Raw genomic sequence first — 16,129 nt, 5'->3', positions numbered from 1 at the left:
GCAGTCCGTGGCGGCCGAGACCGGCTACCCGGCCGCGCAGCGCGGCCCGGGCCCCACGGCACTGAGTATGAGGAGTTACCCCAGTGGCACTGTCCACCGATGAGAAGAAGACGATCCTGGCCGAGTACGGCTTGCACGACTCGGACACCGGATCCCCGGAGGCGCAGGTCGCGCTGCTGACCAAGCGCATCGTCGGGCTCACCGAGCACCTCAAGGAGCACAAGCACGACCACCACTCCCGTCGTGGCCTCCTGCTGCTGGTCGGCCGTCGCCGCCGGCTGCTGAACTACACGGAGAAGGTGGACGTGGCGCGTTACCGAGAGCTGATCAAGCGCCTCGGCCTGCGCCGCTAGCTGTAACCCGAGGGGGAGTGACCGCCGGTCGCTCCCCCTCGGCCTAGTACCACCCACAGGCGGCGCGAGCGCGCTGGAGGAACCGTCCGCCGGTCCTCGGTAGTGGTTCCCGGGCAGACGGCCCGGGGGCTTCGATCGAAGACCGGCCTCACTCCTCGAGCGTCCTCAGGCGTAACGGGTCCCAGGATGGGAGACTCGCGTCGTACGAAGGAACTAAAGAGGAGATACACCCTATGACCGACTCCACCGGAGTCACCGTGCACGAAACCACTGTGCATGAATCAGAAGCAGTGCTGGACAACGGCCGTTTCGGCACCCGCACCGTCCGCTTCGAGACGGGCCGCCTGGCCAAGCAGGCCGCCGGCGCCGTGGTCGCGTACCTCGACGAAGAGACCATGCTGCTGTCCGCCACCACGGCGTCGAAGCACCCGAAGGAGCACTTCGACTTCTTCCCGCTGACGGTCGACGTCGAAGAGCGCATGTACGCCGCGGGCCGCATCCCCGGCGCGTTCTTCCGCCGCGAGGGCCGCCCGTCCACCGACGCGATCCTCACCTGCCGCCTGATCGACCGGCCGCTGCGCCCGTCGTTCGCCGACGGCCTGCGCAACGAGATCCAGGTCGTCATCACCGTCCAGAGCCTCAACCCGGACGACCCGTACGACGTGCTCGCGATCAACGCCGCCTCGGCGTCGACCCAGATCGCCGGCCTGCCGTTCTCCGGCCCGGTCGGCGGCGTCCGCGTCGCGCTGATCGAGGACCAGTGGGTCGCGTTCCCGACCTGGTCGCAGCTGGAGAAGGCCACCTTCAACATGGTCGTGGCCGGCCGGATCGTCGGCGACGACGTCGCCATCATGATGGTCGAGGCCGAGGGCAGCGAGCACACGCTCGACCTGATCGCCGCGGGGGGCAAGGCGCCGGACGAGGTCTCGGTCGCCGAGGGCCTCGAGGCCGCCAAGCCGTTCATCAAGGTCCTGTGCGAGGCGCAGCAGCGCCTGGCCGCGGACGCCGCCAAGCCGACCGGCGAGTTCCCGGTCTTCCTGGCCTTCGAGCAGGACATCTACGAGGCCGTCGCCGCGATCGCGACCGACGACCTGGCGAACGCCCTGCAGATCGCCGGCAAGCAGGCCCGCGACGCCGCGACCGACGAGGTCAAGGCCACCGTGCTGGCGAAGGTCGGCCTGGGCGAGGGCGAGGCCTTCGAGGGCCGCGACAAGGAGATCGGCGCCGCCTTCAAGGCGCTGTCGAAGAAGATCATGCGCAAGCGCGTGCTCACCGACAAGATCCGGATGGACGGCCGCGGCCTGACCGACATCCGCTCGCTCTCGGCCGAGGTCGCGGTGATCCCGCGGGCGCACGGCTCGGCGCTGTTCGAGCGCGGCGAAACCCAGATCCTGGGCGTCACCACGCTGAACATGCTCCGCATGGAGCAGCAGATCGACTCGCTCTCCCCGGAGACGCACAAGCGCTACCTGCACCACTACAACTTCCCGCCCTTCTCCACCGGTGAGACCGGCCGCGTCGGCTCGCCGAAGCGCCGCGAGATCGGCCACGGCATGCTCGCCGAGCGCGCCCTGGTGCCGGTGCTGCCGAAGCGGGACGAGTTCCCGTACGCGATCCGCCAGGTCTCCGAGGCGCTGGGCTCCAACGGCTCGACCTCGATGGGCTCGGTCTGCGCGTCCACCATGGGCCTGTACAACGCCGGCGTGCCGCTGAAGGCGCCGGTCGCGGGCATCGCGATGGGCCTGATCTCCGACGAGGTCGACGGCGAGACGCGCTACGTCGCGCTGACCGACATCCTCGGCGCCGAGGACGCCATGGGCGACATGGACTTCAAGGTCGCCGGCACCAAGGACATCATCACCGCGCTGCAGCTGGACACGAAGCTCGACGGCATCCCGTCGGAGGTCCTCGCGGCCGCGCTGAAGCAGGCGAAGGACGCCCGGCTCACCATTCTCGAGGTCATCAACGAGGCCATCGACGGCCCGGACGAGATGAGCCCGTACTCGCCGCGCGTCACCAGCGTGAAGATCCCGGTGGACAAGATCGGCGAGGTCATCGGCCCGAAGGGCAAGATGATCAACTCGATCACCGAGCAGACCGGTGCCGACATCTCCATCGAGGACGACGGCACGATCTACGTGGGCGCGGCCGACGGCCCGTCGGCGGAGGCGGCGATCGACCTGATCAACGCCATCGCCAACCCGCAGCTGCCCAAGGTCGGCGAGCGCTTCCTCGGCACCGTGGTGAAGACGGCCGCGTTCGGCGCGTTCGTCTCGCTGCTGCCGGGCAAGGACGGCCTGGTGCACATCTCCAAGCTGGGCAACGGCAAGCGGATCAACAAGGTCGAGGACGTGGTCAACGTGGGCGACAAGCTCCGCGTCGAGATCGCCGACATCGACAACCGCGGCAAGATCAGCCTGATCGTGGTCAAGGAAGAGGAGGCTGCCCCGGCCGCCGACTCGACCGACGCCCCGGCCGAGGCCGACAAGGCCGAAGCCAAGTAAGACACCGCTTCGCCACAGCGCGTAGCAGCAGTTGTCCGTGAAGGCCTCCTTACCCGCGCTGGTAAGGGGGCCTTCACGGCATGTGAGTAAGGAACCCATGGCACGGCAGGTTTCCGGGCACGAGCAGCCCGTCGGCAGCACCCGCACGCTCGAGTCCACTTCGGACGGTGCGGTGGTCAGGCGGAGCGTGCTCCCCGGCGGGCTGCGGGTGATCACCGAGCACGTCCCGGCCTCGCGCTCGGCCACGGTCGGGCTGTGGGTGGGCGTGGGCTCGCGCGACGAGCCGCCGGCCGTCGCCGGAGCCGCGCACTACCTCGAGCACCTGCTGTTCAAGGGCACGGCCAACCGCGACGCGACGCAGATCGCCGAGGAGATCGACGCCGTCGGCGGCGAGTTCAACGCGTTCACCGCCAAGGAGCACACCTGCTACTACGCGCAGGTGCTCGACGCGGACCTGCCGCTGGCCATGGACCTGGTCACCGACGTGGTCTTCGAGGCGCTGTGCACCGACCGCGACATGGACACCGAGCGCAGCGTGGTGCTCGAAGAGATCTCCATGCGCGACGACGACCCCGAGGACCTGCTGCACGAGACGTTCGTCGGCGCGATCCTGGGCGAGCACTCGCTGGGCCGCCCGGTGCTGGGCACCGAGCAGTCCATCACGGACATGGCGCCGGCCGCGTTGCGCGGGTTCTACAAGCGCCGTTACACGATGCCGCGGATGGTGCTGGCGGTGGCCGGCAACGTCGAGCACAGCCAGGTGCTTCGCTTGGTGCGCAAGGCATTGCGCGACCGGCTGAACGGCGCGGGCACCCCGGTGCCGCCGCGGTCCGGGCGCGCCCGCATCCTCACCGTGCCGAAGCTGGCGCTGCACACCGACGACACCGAGCAAGCCCACGTGATGCTGGGCCTGAAGTCGTTGTCGCGCCACGACGAGCGTCGGTTCGCGCTCTCGGTGCTGAACGCGGCGCTCGGCGGCGGCATGAGCTCGCGGCTGTTCCAGGAGATCCGCGAACGGCGCGGGCTGGCGTACCAGGTGTACTCGTCGGTCGCGAGCTACGCGGACACCGGCCACATGGCCGTGTACGCGGGTTGCCAGCCGGAGAAGCTGGGCGAGGTCGCGGGCGTGATCCGCGACGTGCTCGACCAGGTCGCGGCGGACGGGCTGAGCGAGGCCGAGGTGGCGCGGGCCAAGGGCCAGCTGCGCGGCGGGCTGGTGCTGGGCCTGGAGGACACGGCTTCGCGCATGTCGCGCATCGGCAAGAACGAGCTGAACTACGGGCAGTACCTCGGCGTGGACGCCACCGTCGCGCGGATCGACGCGGTCACCACCGAACAGGTGTGTGCGCTGGCTCGCACTCTGCTGCGCCGCCCCGGTGGCGTGTCGGCCGCCGCGGTGGTGGGGCCGTACGCTCACGCCGACGACCTGCCGGACGACCTGCACGAGGTGATCGCGTCATGACCGAGTCCCCGATCCGCGTCGGCGTGCTGGGCGCGCGCGGCCGCATGGGCCAGACGGTGGTGGAGGCCGTCGAGGGGGCGCCCGACCTCGAAGTGGTGGCCGCGCTCGACGCCGGCGACGACTTCGCGCCGCTGTCCGCCGCGCAGGTGGTCGTGGACTTCACCCACCCCGACGCGGTCATGGACAACCTGAAGTACTTGGTGGAGCACGATGTGCACGCCGTGGTCGGCACCACCGGCTTCAGCGAGGAGCGGCTGGCGACGCTGCGTTCGCTGCTGGAGCCGAAGCCGTCGCTCGGGGTGCTGATCGCGCCGAACTTCGCGCTCGGTGCCGTGCTGGCGATGCGCTTCGCGGCCCAGGCGGCGAAGTTCTACCAGTCCGCGGAGATCATCGAGCTGCACCACAACCGCAAGGCCGACGCGCCGTCCGGCACCGCCTCGCACACCGCGCGGATGATCGGCGCCGCGCGCAAGGCCGCCGGGCTCGAGCCGGGGCCGGACGCGACGACGTCCGGATTGGACGGTGCCCGCGGCGCGCTGATCGAGGACGTGCCGGTGCACTCGGTCCGGCTGCCCGGGCTGGTGGCGCACGAGGAGATCCTGTTCGGCGGCGTGGGGGAGACCCTGACCATCCGGCACGACTCGCTCGACCGGACCTCGTTCATGCCCGGGGTGCTGCTCGGCGTGCGCTCCGTGGTTTCGCGGCCCGGCCTCACGGTCGGCCTGGAGAACGTGCTCGACCTGTGAGGGCCCGCAATGTCGCGCTGCTGCTGACCGCGGCGCTGGTGGTGTACCTGGTGCTGCTGGCCGACCGGGCGGTGGCGCTGTTCGCCACCGGGTCGGCGGCCGGCATCGCGCTCGGCGTCGGCGTGTTTCTCTTGCCGCTGCTGGGCGTGTGGATCGTCGTGGCCACCTGGCGCTCCGGCGTCCAGATCCAGCGGCTTTCGCGGCGGCTGGACGCCGAGGGCGGCCTGCCCGACGTGTCCGACCTGCCGCGCCGCCCGTCCGGCCGGGTCGACCGCGACGCCGCCGACGCCTGGTTCGAGGGCCGTCGCGCGGAGGTCGAGGAGAACTCCGGCGACTGGCGCGCCTGGTACCGCCTCGCCTACGCCTACGACATCGCGGGCGACCGCCGGCGGGCCCGCGCGACCATGCGCAAGGCCGTCGACCTGGAAGCCGCCGACCGCTGACGAAAACAGGGGTCGGCGCTCAATAGGGGTTGCTTCGGCAGCAGATCCGTGCTGCGTCAGTGCAGCCAGCCGGCGAACAGCGCGGGGGACGCGGCGAGCAGGCTGAACCGCACCCAGCGCCCGGCCAGGCCGGCGGCGAGGAACGTGCTCATCCGCATCCGCACCATCCCGGCCAGTACGCTGGTGGCCATGAACGGCGGCAGCCCGACCAGCGAGCTGACCCCGTAGGTGCCCGCCATCCAGTTCGGGTGGCGCTGGCAGCGCTCACGCAGGGCTTCGACCTTGCTGCGCAGCACTTTCGTCCGGCGGTGCCAGCGCTCCCGGCGCTCCGTCGGTGGCCGTTCGCGGACCCGGTGCAGGCGATCGTGCAGGAACTTCGGCAGTTTGATGCTGCCGCGCGCGGCGAGGAAGTACAGCAGCTTCCCGGCGATCTGCCCGGCCGCCACGGCCGCGCCCAGCCACAGCCAGTGCGGGTTGTGCTGGCTCGCGCACAGCCCGACCACGAACAGCTCGGCGTTCACCAGCGGCACGATGGCCGAGCCGAACGCGACGCCGAAGGTGATCAGCAGCCAGCCCATCGTGCCTCCCCCCGGTGAGTGATTCTCGGTGATTCCGGTCATTCCAAGCTAGCAGCCGTCACGAAAAGGTCACGGGGGTTAACCCCCCTCTTCGGCCGGGGGCGGCCACCAGAAGATCACGTGGACGTCGGTTTCCGGCCACCTGCCGCTGCCAGTCTGGCCAGGTGACCGACGCGAGTTTCGCCGATCGCTTCGCCGGTGCCTGCGCGGCGGTCGTGCGGGTGCTGCCGTTCGGCCTGTCCCGGATCGTGGCGCCGAGCTTCCTCGGCTTCGCCGTGATCAACGGCTGCACCTTCGGCGTGGACCTGCTCCTGCTGACCCTGCTGCACGGCGGGCTCGGCTGGCCGGTGTGGCTGGCCATCAGCGTGTCGTACGTGGTGGCGTTCGGGCTGAGCTTCGTGCTGAACCGCGCGCTGAACTTCCGCTCGCACGCGCCGGTGGGCCGGCAGGCGGTGCTCTACGTCGTGGCGATCGGCGTGAACTACGCGGCGTTCCTGCTCGGCGTGGGGGCCGGGCTGAGCGCGCTGGGCGTCGAGTACCACCTGGCGCGGCTGGTCGCGGGCGCCTGCGAGGGCGTGTTCATGTACTGCGTGCTGCGCTGGGTGGTGTTCGCCCCGCGCACGGAGTCAGTGCGTGAGCTCCAGCCGTAGCGTGCCGGTGAGCCGGACTTCGCGCAGCATGCCGCTGCCGGTGTCGAGGGTGCGAACGGTGCCGTCGGGCGCCCAGCCGGTGCGGCGGTAGAAGCCCAGGGTGGCGTGGTCGGACTGGGCGACCCAGGCGATGCCGCGGTCCAGGCCGGCCTCGCGCAGCGCGGCGGCGGCGGTCCCGAGCAGGCGCCCGGCGTGTCCTCGACGGCCCCAGCGCGGCTCCACGACCAGCGCCGCGATGAGCCCGGTGGCGTCGGCGTCCTCGGGTGCGCTGCCGTCCGCGGCCGCGGCCTCCTGCTCGGGCGCCGGGCCGGCCACGCAGTAGCCGACGGTGAACTCGCCCTCGGCAGCCAGGTAGACCAGCGAACCGGGGAACTCGATCGTCTCGGCCCAGGTGCCTTCGAGGTCGGCGGCGTCGAGTTCGTCGATGGCCTGGGCGCCCAGCAGGTCGGTGTACGCCGCCCGCCAGGTCAGCCGCTGGATCCGGGCGATCTCGGCGGCGTCGGACGGGGTCGCGGGACGGACTTCGGCGGCACTCACGCGGGCAATCTACCCGGCGCCCGCCCGAAACTGTCGGGGGTGGCTGGCACCATGGCGGGATCATGCAGACGATCAGCCTTCCGGTGGCCCGCCGCACGGCGCTGGCCGCACAGGGGTTCGCCGACCCCCGCCCCGCCACGGCCCCCACCCGCCGGCACCTGGCCAAGGTGCTGTCGCGGGTCCAGCTGCTGCAGCTGGACTCGGTGAACGTCGCCGTGCGCGCGCACTACATGCCGGTGTTCTCGCGCCTGGGCGCGTACGACCCGGCGCTGGTGGACGAAGCGGCGTGGTCGCACAGCGCGCGCCGTCCGCGGCTGCTGGTGGAGTCGTGGGCGCACGAGGCGAGCCTGCTCCCGATCCAGGACTGGCCGTTGCTGCGTTCCGGCGCGAAGCGCGACGGCTGGTGGCGGAACTACACGAGCGTGGTCGAGACCGTGCCCGGGCTGCTGGAAGACGTGCTGGCGGTGGTCAAGGAGCAGGGGCCGATCGGCGCGGGCGGGATCGAGAAGGCGCTGGAGGCCGAGGTCGCTGGCCGTGGCCCGGGCGCGTGGTGGGAGCGCTCGGTGGTGAAGAAGGCGTGCGAGTACCTGTTCGGGCTCGGGCAGCTGACCACGGGCACCCGGCGGTCGTTCGAGCGGCTCTACGACCTGACCGAGCGGGTGGTGCCGCCGGAGATCCTGTCTCGGCAGGTGAGTGCGGACGAGGGCGCTCGGGGCCTGATCGAGCGCTCGGCCCGCGCGCTGGGCGTCGGCACGGAAACCGATCTGCGGGACTACTACCGGCTGGGGCCGGACGTCGCGCGCCAGGCCGTCGCGGAGCTGGTCGAGGCGGGCACGCTGGAGCCGGTGCAGGTGCAGGGATGGCGCGCGGTGGCGTACCGGCACAACGAAGCGCGGACCCCGCGTGCGGTGACCGGCCGCGCGCTGCTGTGCCCGTTCGACCCGCTGATCTGGGAGCGCGACCGCACCGAGCGGCTGTTCGGCTTCCGCTACCGCATCGAGATCTACGTGCCGGAGCCCAAGCGCGTCCACGGGTATTACGTGTTCCCGTTCCTGCTCGACGGCGTGCTGTCCGGCCGCGTCGACCTGAAATCCGACCGGGCGGCCGGGGTGCTGCGCGTGCAGGGCGCTTTTGCCGAGCCGGGCGTCGACGAGCCGCGGGTCGCCGCCGAGCTGGCGGGGGAGCTGGCGCACATGGCTGCCTGGCTCGGGCTGGACGGGGTTGTGGTGGGGGAGCGGGGGGATCTGGCTGTGGCGCTGAAGAAAGCACTGAAGAAGGCGTTGAAGACAGCGCTGTAGACAACGCTGTAGCAGGCGGTCGGCTGACGTTTCAGCTGCCGTCGGCCTGGCCGGTTTCCGCGGCGAAGTCGTCGGCGACCTGGGCGATCACGGCGCGTCCTTCGAGGCGGGAGAGCCAGCGCCACGGCAGGTTGACGTCGCCGTGCAGCACGCCGAGCAGGTTGCCGCACACCGATCCGGTCGAGTCGCTGGCGCCGGAATGGTTGACAGACAAGCACAAACGGGCCGTGATGTCGTCCTCGGGCTGTGCGCTGTCGAACGGCACCAGTGCGGCGTAGACGCCGATGGCCAGTGCCTCCTCGGCGGTCCGGCCGGTGCCGAGGAGTTCGGCCTTCTCCGCGGCCGGCTTGCCCTCGGCGGCGAGATCGAGGGCGTGGCGCAGGGCTTCGGTCGTCTCCTCGTGGCCGGGATGCCCGGCGAGTTCGCGCATCGCCAGCGATACCGCGACGTCCAGCGATTCGCCCGCGACGAGGTGCGCGATGATCGCGGCGAAAGTGCCTGCCGCGTAGTAGCCCGTCGGGTGGCCGTGGGTGAGCTGGGCGCAGTTGGCGGCGAGCCGGAACGCGTACGGCGCGTCGCCGAGGAAGCCGAACGGCGCGGAGCGAACCACGGTGGCGTAAGCCTTCGAACTGGGATTGACCGGCCCCGGCTGCCCGGCCGGCTCGGCGAACGGCTTCACCACCTGCCCCGATCTCAAGCCGGACAAGCATTCCGGCCCGGGCGAGCGCCGCGCGTAGAGCCAAGGCTCCAGGCGCAGCCGCCCGACGCGGTGGTCGGCGCTCAGCACCGGTGGCGGCGCCGGGTGGTCCTGGGTGTCGAGCCAGCGCAGGTACGCCTCGCGCACCAGCGCGGACATCGCGCCGTCGATACCGTGCTCGCGGACCTGCACGTACCCGTTGCGAAAGCCTTCCGCGGTGAACAGTGACAGCTGGGTGTTGTCCGTGATCACCGCGACGCCGTCCGCGTCGGTCACCGGATCGGTGAGCCCGCGTGGCCCGTGTTTCGCCTCGATCCGTTGCCGGGAAAGGGTTTCGACTGGGTACCCCAGCGCGTCGCCGAGCCCGCCGGCCAGCAGGCACCCCCGCAGCCGCGAGCGGTGGACGGCCTTGTCGGTCCAGGTGTGCCGCATCGGATCCCCCTTGTTCCGGGGCACTGATCCTGGCAGAACCCGCTGCGGCGCGAACCATCCCGGTCCCGCCGCCGCACCGCGTCCCGTCACGTGAGGCCGTAAACCCTTACACCGCAACACCTGGAACGCACGAAGCGGCGGGCCGACCGGTCACCCCCTGACCGGTCGGCCCGCCGCCTCCCCCTTATCAGCCGGCCGCGCGGGTGACTACCGCGTTGCCCGTGCCGGTGCGTGCGCGGACGCGCAGTGCCACGCCCGCTTCAGGTGGTACGTCGGAGACCTCCAGCTCGCTGGACACCCGGCCCGCGGCGGAGGCCAGCTCCACCTCGGCCGCGACGCCGCCGCGGATGCCGACCCGGACCTCGCCCGAGCCGGTGATCAGCTCGAGCGAGCCGGACGCCGCCTCGGCGACCGACAGATCGCCGCTGCCGGTGCGGGCCATGACCTCGCCCGCGACCGCGCCCAGCCAGACGTCACCCGTGCCCGTGGCCAGGGTCGCCGACCCCGCCACCGAAGACGCCTCCACCGAACCGCTGCCGGTGCGCAGCTGGAGCCCCGCGAGGGTCGGGCCGAGCTTCACGCTGCCGGTGCCGGTGCGCACGATCGCCGAGCCGTCGGCCCGCTCCAGCACGACCTCGCCGGAACCGGTGAGGATGTCGGCGCGGCCCGCCGAGCCGGTCACCGTGACGTCCGCCGCCCCCGCGCGGACCTCCACGTGCGACCCGGACGGCGCGTGCACCTTGACCGACAGCGGCACGTTGCGCAGCTGCCAGGCCTTCGGCGCCCGGACCACGAGCCGGTTGCCCGTCTTCTCGATGCGCGACTGCTGGACGGCGTCGGCCGCCGAGCCGCCCGGGTCGACGCCCAGCTGGTCGCCGAAGCGCTCGCCGACCCACGACAGCAGGTTCGAGACCCCGCTGACCCACGGTGGCTGCTCGCCCGCGTCGTGCCGCAGCTCGACGCTCGCGCCGGACGCGCGGTCGAGCACCAGCTCGACCCGCCCGATCGTGACGCCGACGTCCAGCTCCAGCGGCCCGTCCGCGTCGAACTCCTGCGTCCGCGTGGTGCCGGTGGACCCGCCCACCGGCCGTCCCGGGTCGGCCGTCTCGGCGGCCTCGGTCTCGGTGCCAGACTCGGTTCCAGTGGCGGATTCCGCGTCGGTCTCGGCGCCCGATCCGGCGTCGGCCTTGGCGGACTCCGCGTCGGCTCCGGCAGCGGATTCGGCTCCGGCGGCGGCCGCCGTGCCGGCGTCAGCGGCAGATCCCGGTCCGGACCCGCCGGCGGCAGCGGTGCCCGCCGAGGTGGTGTCCTCGTTCTCGTCGCTCATGAATTCCCCTCCTAGCCCTCGACCCAGCCGTGCAGCTTGGTCTCGGTGCGGCTGCTGCCCTGGCGCCACTGCCCGTGGCGCTGGTGGTGCTGCTGCTGGGCCTGGCCGAGCGCCCCTTGCACGGCCTGCGCGACGAACGTGTTCAGCGACACGCCCTGCGCGGCCGCGGCCTGCTCGGCCTGGCCCTTGATCTGCTCGACCAGCCGCAGCGTGATGCGCGTGATGTCACCGCCGTCGATGGGTGGCGGCGCCTGCGGGCGCTCCGGCCGCGGCGCCTCCTCGGCGCCGCCGGTGACGACCACGCGGACGTCCCGGCCGTCGAGGCGGACGTCGACCACCTGTCCGGGCAGGGCGGCGGTCACCTCCGCGGCCAGGTCGGCCAGCGCGTTCATCAGCGTCAGCCGGACCGCGGGTTCGAGCGCGGCGGAAAGCAGGGCAGCCGCCCGCCGGGTCTGCTCGTCCCCGGCGGAGGCCGTGTTCGCGAGGTCTTCGCGAAGGTTCGCGATGTACGGCGTCAGGTCCATGACACCACTATGACGTCATGTCTGGCGTCAGTCAAGAAACTCGTGACACCACGCGGTGTCATACCGGGACTGTCGGGGGTCCCGGTTACGCTGCCGTTCGGAGTCGCAGAGGAGAGGGAGTGCTGACGTGGCCGAGACCGTGTCGCCGAGGGTTCAGCTGATCGCGAAGACGGAGTTCTTCCCGCCGGAGGACGTGCCGTGGTCGACCGACGCCGACGGCGGCCAGGCGCTGGCCGAGTTCGCCGGGCGCGCCTGCTACCAGTCGTGGAAGAAGCCGAACCCGAAGACGGCGACCAACGCCGGCTACATCGACCACATCATCGAGGTGGGGCACCTTTCGGTGCTGGAGCACGGTTCGGTGAGCTTCTACATCACCGGCATCTCGCGCTCGCTCACCCACGAGCTGATCCGGCACCGGCACTTCTCGTACTCGCAGCTTTCGCAGCGGTACGTGCCGGAGAAGAACGCCGCGTTCGTGGAGCCGGAGGTGATCGCGAACGACCCGGAGCTGCACGAGAAGTTCCTCAAGGCCGCGCAGGCGAGTGTCGACGCGTACACCGAGCTGCTGGCCGGCCTGGAGGACAAGTTCTCCGACGCGCCGAGCGCCACGCTGCGTCGTAAGCAGGCCCGTCAGGCCGCCCGCGCGGTGCTGCCGAACGCCACCGAGACCCGCATCGTGGTGAGCGGCAACTACCGCGCCTGGCGGCACTTCATCGCCATGCGCGCGACCGAGCACGCCGACGTCGAGATCCGCGCGCTGGCCATCGACTGCCTGCGCGAGCTGCAGAAGGCCGCGGCCAACGTGTTCGCCGACTTCACCATCTCCACGCTGCCCGACGGCACCGAGGTCGCGTCCAGCCCGAAGGTCCTCGAAGGCTGATGAAGCGCCTCGCGATCGACGTCCGGCCGGGCGACTATTCGGTGGTGCGGCTGCCCGCCGACGCCCCGGTCCCGGCGGAGCTGCTGGTACCCGGCGAGCCGGCGCTCGTCTCGGTCACCCGCACCCCGGAAGAGCTTTCGGTGATCTGCCCGACCGGCCGCGAGCCCGCAGGCGGCGTAGTCGAGCACGGCTGGCGGCTGATGAGCGTCCGCGGCCCCCTGGAGTTCACGCTGACCGGCGTGATCTCCGCCCTGGCCTCGGAACTGGCCGCGGCCGGCGTCGCCCTGTTCTCACTGTCCACTTTCGACACTGACCACATTTTGGTGCGCTCGGCCGAGCTTGAGCTCGCGGTGAAGGCGTTCCGCGACAGCGGTCACGAGGTCGCGCTGCCCGCCTGAGTAGCTCGTCGCTGAAGGCCTCTCGTCCGCGCTTCGGACGAGGGCCTTCGTTGTCCCGTCGGACCGGTGCGCTGAGCTTGAGCTTGCGGTGAAGGCGTTCCGCGACAGCGACCACGAGGGTCACGAGCTCGCGCTGCCCGCCTGAGCATCTGCCGGATCCGGCAAGGCCTCCTTACTCGCGTCCCACGCGGGCAAGGAGGCCTTGCCGTCAGCGCCCGCGCCGGTAAGGAGGCCTTGCCGTCAGTGCCCGCGCCGGTAGGGAGGGAGGCCTTGACCGCCTCGCAGCGGGGCCGCAGTGGCCGACAACACCCTTGCTTCGCAAAGTTCGGCGTGCCTAAACTTCGATTTAGGTAGCCCGACAGTCGGCGAAGGGTGACGTGATGGCGGTGGCGGAAGCGGCGCGGCCGCGGCGGCTGGCCCGGTTGCGGGCGGGCTCGGCGCTGCTGGGCCCCGCGTTCGTCGCGTCGATCGCGTACGTCGATCCCGGCAACGTCGCGTCCAACATCAGCGCGGGCGCCCGCTTCGGCTACCTGCTGGTGTGGGTGATCGTCGCGGCGAATCTGATGGCTGTGCTGGTCCAGTACCTGTCGGCGAAGCTCGGCCTGGTCACCGGGCGCTCGCTGCCGGAGGTCCTGCGGGAGCGGATGCCGCGGTCGGCGCGGCTGGCCTACTGGGCGCAGGCCGAGGTGGTCGCCGTCGCCACCGATCTGGCCGAGGTGGTGGGCGGCGCGATCGCGCTGAACCTGCTGTTCGACCTGCCGCTGGTCGTCGGCGGGCTGATCACCGGGGCGGTTTCGCTGGTGCTGCTGGCGGTCCAGGACCGGGGCGGCCAGCGGACCTTCGAACGGGTCGTCACCGGGCTGCTCGCGGTGATCGCCATCGGGTTCCTGGCCAGTCTGTTCGTGGAGCCGCCTTCGGCGTCCGGCGTCGCGAGCGGGCTGCTGCCGCGGTTCGAGGGGTCCGGCAGCGTGCTGATCGCCGCCGCGATGCTCGGCGCCACCGTGATGCCGCACGCGGTCTACCTGCACTCCGGCCTGGTCCGCGACCGGCACGGGGCGGCCGGGCCCGAGCAGCGGCACCGGCTGCTGCGCGCGACCCGCGTCGACGTCGGGCTGGCGATGCTGCTGGCCGGCGCGGTCAACCTCGGCATGCTGCTGCTCGCCGCGACGAACCTCCAGGGCCAGACCGGCGTCGACTCGATCGAAGGCGCGCACAGCGCGGTCGCGACGGCGCTGGGACCCGGCATCGCGCTGCTGTTCGCGATCGGGCTGCTGGCTTCGGGGCTCGCGTCCACTTCGGTGGGTGCGTACGCCGGTGCGATGATCATGGAAGGCTTGCTGCGCAAGCGATTCCCGATCCTGCTGCGCCGCCTCGTCACGCTCGCCCCGGCGATCGTCGTGCTCGGGCTGGGCGCCGACCCGAGCGCGGCGCTGGTGGTCTCGCAGGTGGTGCTGTCGTTCGGCATCCCGTTCGCGCTCGTGCCGCTGATCCGGCTGACCTCGGACCCCGCGCTGATGGGCGCGGAGGTGAACCGGCGCCCGACCGCGGTGGCGGCCTGGCTGGTCGCGGCGGTGATCATCACGCTGAACGTGGTGCTGATCTACCTGACGTTCACGGGCTGAAACCGGGCGAACACGGCGGAACCGGGAACGACGCCGGCGGGTCGGACTACCATCCGCGCGACCCCGGAACGAGGAGCACCACCGCAGTGACCGACGAACAGACGCGCCCGCACGACCCGACCGCCCCGGCCTCCGGAGCACGCGTGGTCGCCGGCCGCTACCGGCTGCTCGGCGAGCTCGGCCGCGGCGGCATGGGCGTGGTGTGGCGGGCCCAGGACCAGGTGATCGGCCGCGCGGTCGCGATCAAGGAGCTGCGGCTGCCCGACAGCGAGGGCTCGGCCGTGTTCTCCGAGCGGGTGCTGCGCGAGGTGCGCGCCGGCGGCCGGCTCAACGACCCGGCCGTGGTCACGGTGTTCGACGTGGTCACCGACGGCGGCACCACGTGGATCGTGATGGAGCTGGTGGAGGCCCCGACGCTGGCCGACCTGGTGCGCGGCCAGGGCCCGCTGCCCGCGGCGCAGGCCGCGGCGATCGGGGAGCGAGTGCTCGCCGCGTTGCAGGCCGCGCACGCCGCCGGGATCGTGCACCGCGACGTCAAGCCCGCCAACATCATGGTCGCGCCGGACGGCCGGGTGAAGCTCACCGACTTCGGCATCGCGCACGCCATCGACGACCCGCGGCTGACCACGTCCGGGGTCATCGTCGGCTCGCCGGCTTTCATGGCCCCGGAACGGGTCGAGGGCCGGGAGGCCATGCCGGAGTCGGACCTGTGGTCGCTCGGCGCGACGCTGTTCTTCGCCGTGGAAGGTTTGGTCGCGTTCGAACGGCCGACCACGGCCGCGACCCTGCACGCGATCATGACCGAGGTCCCGTACCTCACCCGGGGCAGCGGCCCGCTCGCGGCGGCGGTGCTCGGCCTGCTGGTGGCCAAGCCCGAGGCCCGGCTGACCGCCCCACAGGCCCGCGCGCTGCTGGCCACCGCCGCCGGCCAGCCGCCGACCCCGGCGCCCGGCAGCGTGACGATGCCGCACCCGGGCGCCCAGCCGCTGACCCGCGTGGCGCCGCAGCCGCCGAAGCGCGGCCGCCGCGGCTGGTGGCTGGGTGCCGCCGCGGCCCTGGTCGTCGCCGCGCTGGTGGGCGGGTTCTTCCTCGGCGAACCGGTGTGGTCGCCGAAGGCCGACCCGCAGATGCTGCCCACCGTCACCTACGGCCCGGACGGCTACCTCAAGACGGCGCTGGACAACTACCAGCCCTGCTACAACGCCGTGGTCCAGCCGGGGGTCGTGATCGGCGACGACAACAACGTCGAGTGCAAGAAGAGCCACACCCTCGAGGTCTACGACAGCGCCGACGCCCTGCCCGTCGAGAACTACAGCAACGACGAAGCCCAGGTCGCCGCCTACCCCGGGCTCGAGGCGATCAGCCGGGCCGCCGAGGCGCGCTGCGCGACGTCGTTCACCTCGTCGGTGGTGCCCGCGCAGCAGCGCGCCGGGCTCACCTACCAGGCGCTGGTGCCGACCGAGCGCGAGTGGAACCTGACCCCGGAGAAATCCAGCGACAGCCCGAGCCGCGAGTTCTACTGCGTGCTCGCCCGGACCGGCAACGGGCAGATCCCGGCGCAGATCACCACCAAGGTCAAGTAGCGGCACGCGAAGAGTTCCGGCCCCCGCGCGCCGGGGGAGGAAAATCTCCGCAGTTCCCGGCGGGGCACCAGGTCGGGAGGGGATTGGCTGCGCCG

16 protein-coding genes are annotated in these 16,129 nt (G+C 71.8%); 11 read left to right on the top strand and 5 right to left on the bottom strand.

The window, feature by feature from the left end; translation table 11 throughout:
* The first annotated feature begins 83 nt into the window (after positions 1-83).
* From rpsO to OG371_RS46315, 5 genes are all read left to right on the top strand, one after another.
* The gene (rpsO, locus tag OG371_RS46335) at positions 84-353 is read left to right on the top strand and encodes a 30S ribosomal protein S15 (protein WP_091616679.1); all 270 of its coding nucleotides are present in this window, start codon (positions 84-86) and stop codon (positions 351-353) included.
* A gap of 233 nt (positions 354-586) precedes the next feature.
* Positions 587-2,857 (top strand): polyribonucleotide nucleotidyltransferase, encoded by a 2,271-nt coding sequence (locus OG371_RS46330; RefSeq protein ID WP_329063953.1) that lies wholly within the window; start codon positions 587-589, stop codon positions 2,855-2,857.
* Between the two features lie 97 nt (positions 2,858-2,954).
* A complete protein-coding gene (locus tag OG371_RS46325; RefSeq protein WP_329063951.1) occupies positions 2,955-4,319 on the top strand; it encodes a M16 family metallopeptidase in 1,365 nt (454 codons plus the stop codon).
* Entirely contained in the window at positions 4,316-5,065 is a 750-nt protein-coding gene (gene dapB / locus OG371_RS46320) for a 4-hydroxy-tetrahydrodipicolinate reductase (protein WP_329063949.1), read from the top strand. Before OG371_RS46325 ends, dapB begins: the two co-directional genes overlap by 4 nt.
* Positions 5,062-5,508 carry a tetratricopeptide repeat protein gene (locus OG371_RS46315; RefSeq protein ID WP_091616687.1) on the top strand — a complete coding sequence of 149 codons (447 nt, stop codon included), beginning with the start codon at positions 5,062-5,064 and terminating at the stop codon, positions 5,506-5,508. Before dapB ends, OG371_RS46315 begins: the two co-directional genes overlap by 4 nt.
* Positions 5,509-5,564: 56 nt before the next feature.
* Here OG371_RS46315 and OG371_RS46310 read toward each other — a convergent pair whose 3' ends face one another.
* The gene (locus OG371_RS46310) at positions 5,565-6,086 is read right to left on the bottom strand and encodes a hypothetical protein (protein WP_329063946.1); all 522 of its coding nucleotides are present in this window, start codon (positions 6,084-6,086) and stop codon (positions 5,565-5,567) included.
* A 164-nt stretch (positions 6,087-6,250) separates the two neighbouring features.
* Between OG371_RS46310 and OG371_RS46305 the strand changes: the two genes are divergently transcribed.
* A complete protein-coding gene (locus tag OG371_RS46305) occupies positions 6,251-6,736 on the top strand; it encodes a GtrA family protein (protein ID WP_329063945.1) in 486 nt (161 codons plus the stop codon).
* Here the strand turns inward: OG371_RS46305 and OG371_RS46300 are convergent.
* Positions 6,713-7,273 (bottom strand): GNAT family N-acetyltransferase, encoded by a 561-nt coding sequence (locus OG371_RS46300; protein ID WP_329063943.1) that lies wholly within the window; start codon positions 7,271-7,273, stop codon positions 6,713-6,715. The genes OG371_RS46305 and OG371_RS46300 overlap by 24 nt on opposite strands.
* Before the next feature lie 62 nt (positions 7,274-7,335).
* On the opposite strand from OG371_RS46300, the gene OG371_RS46295 reads away from it, so the two are divergent.
* Positions 7,336-8,571 (top strand): winged helix-turn-helix domain-containing protein, encoded by a 1,236-nt coding sequence (locus OG371_RS46295; protein WP_329063941.1) that lies wholly within the window; start codon positions 7,336-7,338, stop codon positions 8,569-8,571.
* 31 nt (positions 8,572-8,602) lie between these two features.
* Here the strand turns inward: OG371_RS46295 and OG371_RS46290 are convergent, their stop codons facing one another.
* The 3 genes from OG371_RS46290 to OG371_RS46280 all read right to left on the bottom strand — a co-directional run bounded on the left by OG371_RS46290 (position 8,603) and on the right by OG371_RS46280 (position 11,551).
* Positions 8,603-9,700: an ADP-ribosylglycohydrolase family protein gene (locus OG371_RS46290; protein WP_329063938.1), complete on the bottom strand. Its 1,098-nt coding sequence runs from the start codon at positions 9,698-9,700 to the stop codon at positions 8,603-8,605.
* 187 nt (positions 9,701-9,887) lie between these two features.
* Positions 9,888-10,784, bottom strand: a complete 897-nt coding sequence (locus OG371_RS46285; RefSeq protein ID WP_329073452.1) for a DUF4097 family beta strand repeat-containing protein — start codon at positions 10,782-10,784, stop codon at positions 9,888-9,890.
* Between the two features lie 254 nt (positions 10,785-11,038).
* Positions 11,039-11,551: a toxin-antitoxin system HicB family antitoxin gene (locus tag OG371_RS46280; protein ID WP_329063936.1), complete on the bottom strand. Its 513-nt coding sequence runs from the start codon at positions 11,549-11,551 to the stop codon at positions 11,039-11,041.
* 127 nt (positions 11,552-11,678) lie between these two features.
* On the opposite strand from OG371_RS46280, the gene thyX reads away from it, so the two are divergent.
* The 4 genes from thyX (at position 11,679) to OG371_RS46260 (ending at position 16,034) form a co-directional block, all read left to right on the top strand.
* Positions 11,679-12,431, top strand: a complete 753-nt coding sequence (gene thyX, locus OG371_RS46275; protein WP_329063935.1) for an FAD-dependent thymidylate synthase — start codon at positions 11,679-11,681, stop codon at positions 12,429-12,431.
* The gene (locus tag OG371_RS46270) at positions 12,431-12,829 is read left to right on the top strand and encodes an ACT domain-containing protein (RefSeq protein ID WP_329063933.1); all 399 of its coding nucleotides are present in this window, start codon (positions 12,431-12,433) and stop codon (positions 12,827-12,829) included. Before thyX ends, OG371_RS46270 begins: the two co-directional genes overlap by 1 nt.
* A gap of 380 nt (positions 12,830-13,209) precedes the next feature.
* Positions 13,210-14,451: an Nramp family divalent metal transporter gene (locus OG371_RS46265; RefSeq protein ID WP_329063931.1), complete on the top strand. Its 1,242-nt coding sequence runs from the start codon at positions 13,210-13,212 to the stop codon at positions 14,449-14,451.
* A gap of 86 nt (positions 14,452-14,537) precedes the next feature.
* Positions 14,538-16,034: a serine/threonine-protein kinase gene (locus OG371_RS46260; RefSeq protein ID WP_329063929.1), complete on the top strand. Its 1,497-nt coding sequence runs from the start codon at positions 14,538-14,540 to the stop codon at positions 16,032-16,034.
* Positions 16,035-16,129: the final 95 nt, after the last annotated feature.

This window comes from Amycolatopsis sp. NBC_01480 (assembly GCF_036227205.1).
Classification (GTDB): Bacteria; Actinomycetota; Actinomycetes; order Mycobacteriales; family Pseudonocardiaceae; genus Amycolatopsis.
Note: the sequence above shows the minus strand (reverse complement) of the source record. Positions and strands in the feature narration are given on the sequence as shown.

Coding starts and splice junctions, on each gene's coding strand:
- OG371_RS46290 (WP_329063938.1), bottom strand. CDS start 9,700: ATGCGGCACACCTGGACCGACAAGGCCGTCCACCGCTCGCGGCTGCGG.
- OG371_RS46265 (WP_329063931.1), top strand. CDS start 13,210: ATGGCGGTGGCGGAAGCGGCGCGGCCGCGGCGGCTGGCCCGGTTGCGG.
- dapB (WP_329063949.1), top strand. CDS start 4,316: ATGACCGAGTCCCCGATCCGCGTCGGCGTGCTGGGCGCGCGCGGCCGC.
- OG371_RS46270 (WP_329063933.1), top strand. CDS start 12,431: ATGAAGCGCCTCGCGATCGACGTCCGGCCGGGCGACTATTCGGTGGTG.
- OG371_RS46310 (WP_329063946.1), bottom strand. CDS start 6,086: ATGGGCTGGCTGCTGATCACCTTCGGCGTCGCGTTCGGCTCGGCCATC.
- OG371_RS46325 (WP_329063951.1), top strand. CDS start 2,955: ATGGCACGGCAGGTTTCCGGGCACGAGCAGCCCGTCGGCAGCACCCGC.
- OG371_RS46280 (WP_329063936.1), bottom strand. CDS start 11,551: ATGGACCTGACGCCGTACATCGCGAACCTTCGCGAAGACCTCGCGAAC.
- OG371_RS46295 (WP_329063941.1), top strand. CDS start 7,336: ATGCAGACGATCAGCCTTCCGGTGGCCCGCCGCACGGCGCTGGCCGCA.
- OG371_RS46330 (WP_329063953.1), top strand. CDS start 587: ATGACCGACTCCACCGGAGTCACCGTGCACGAAACCACTGTGCATGAA.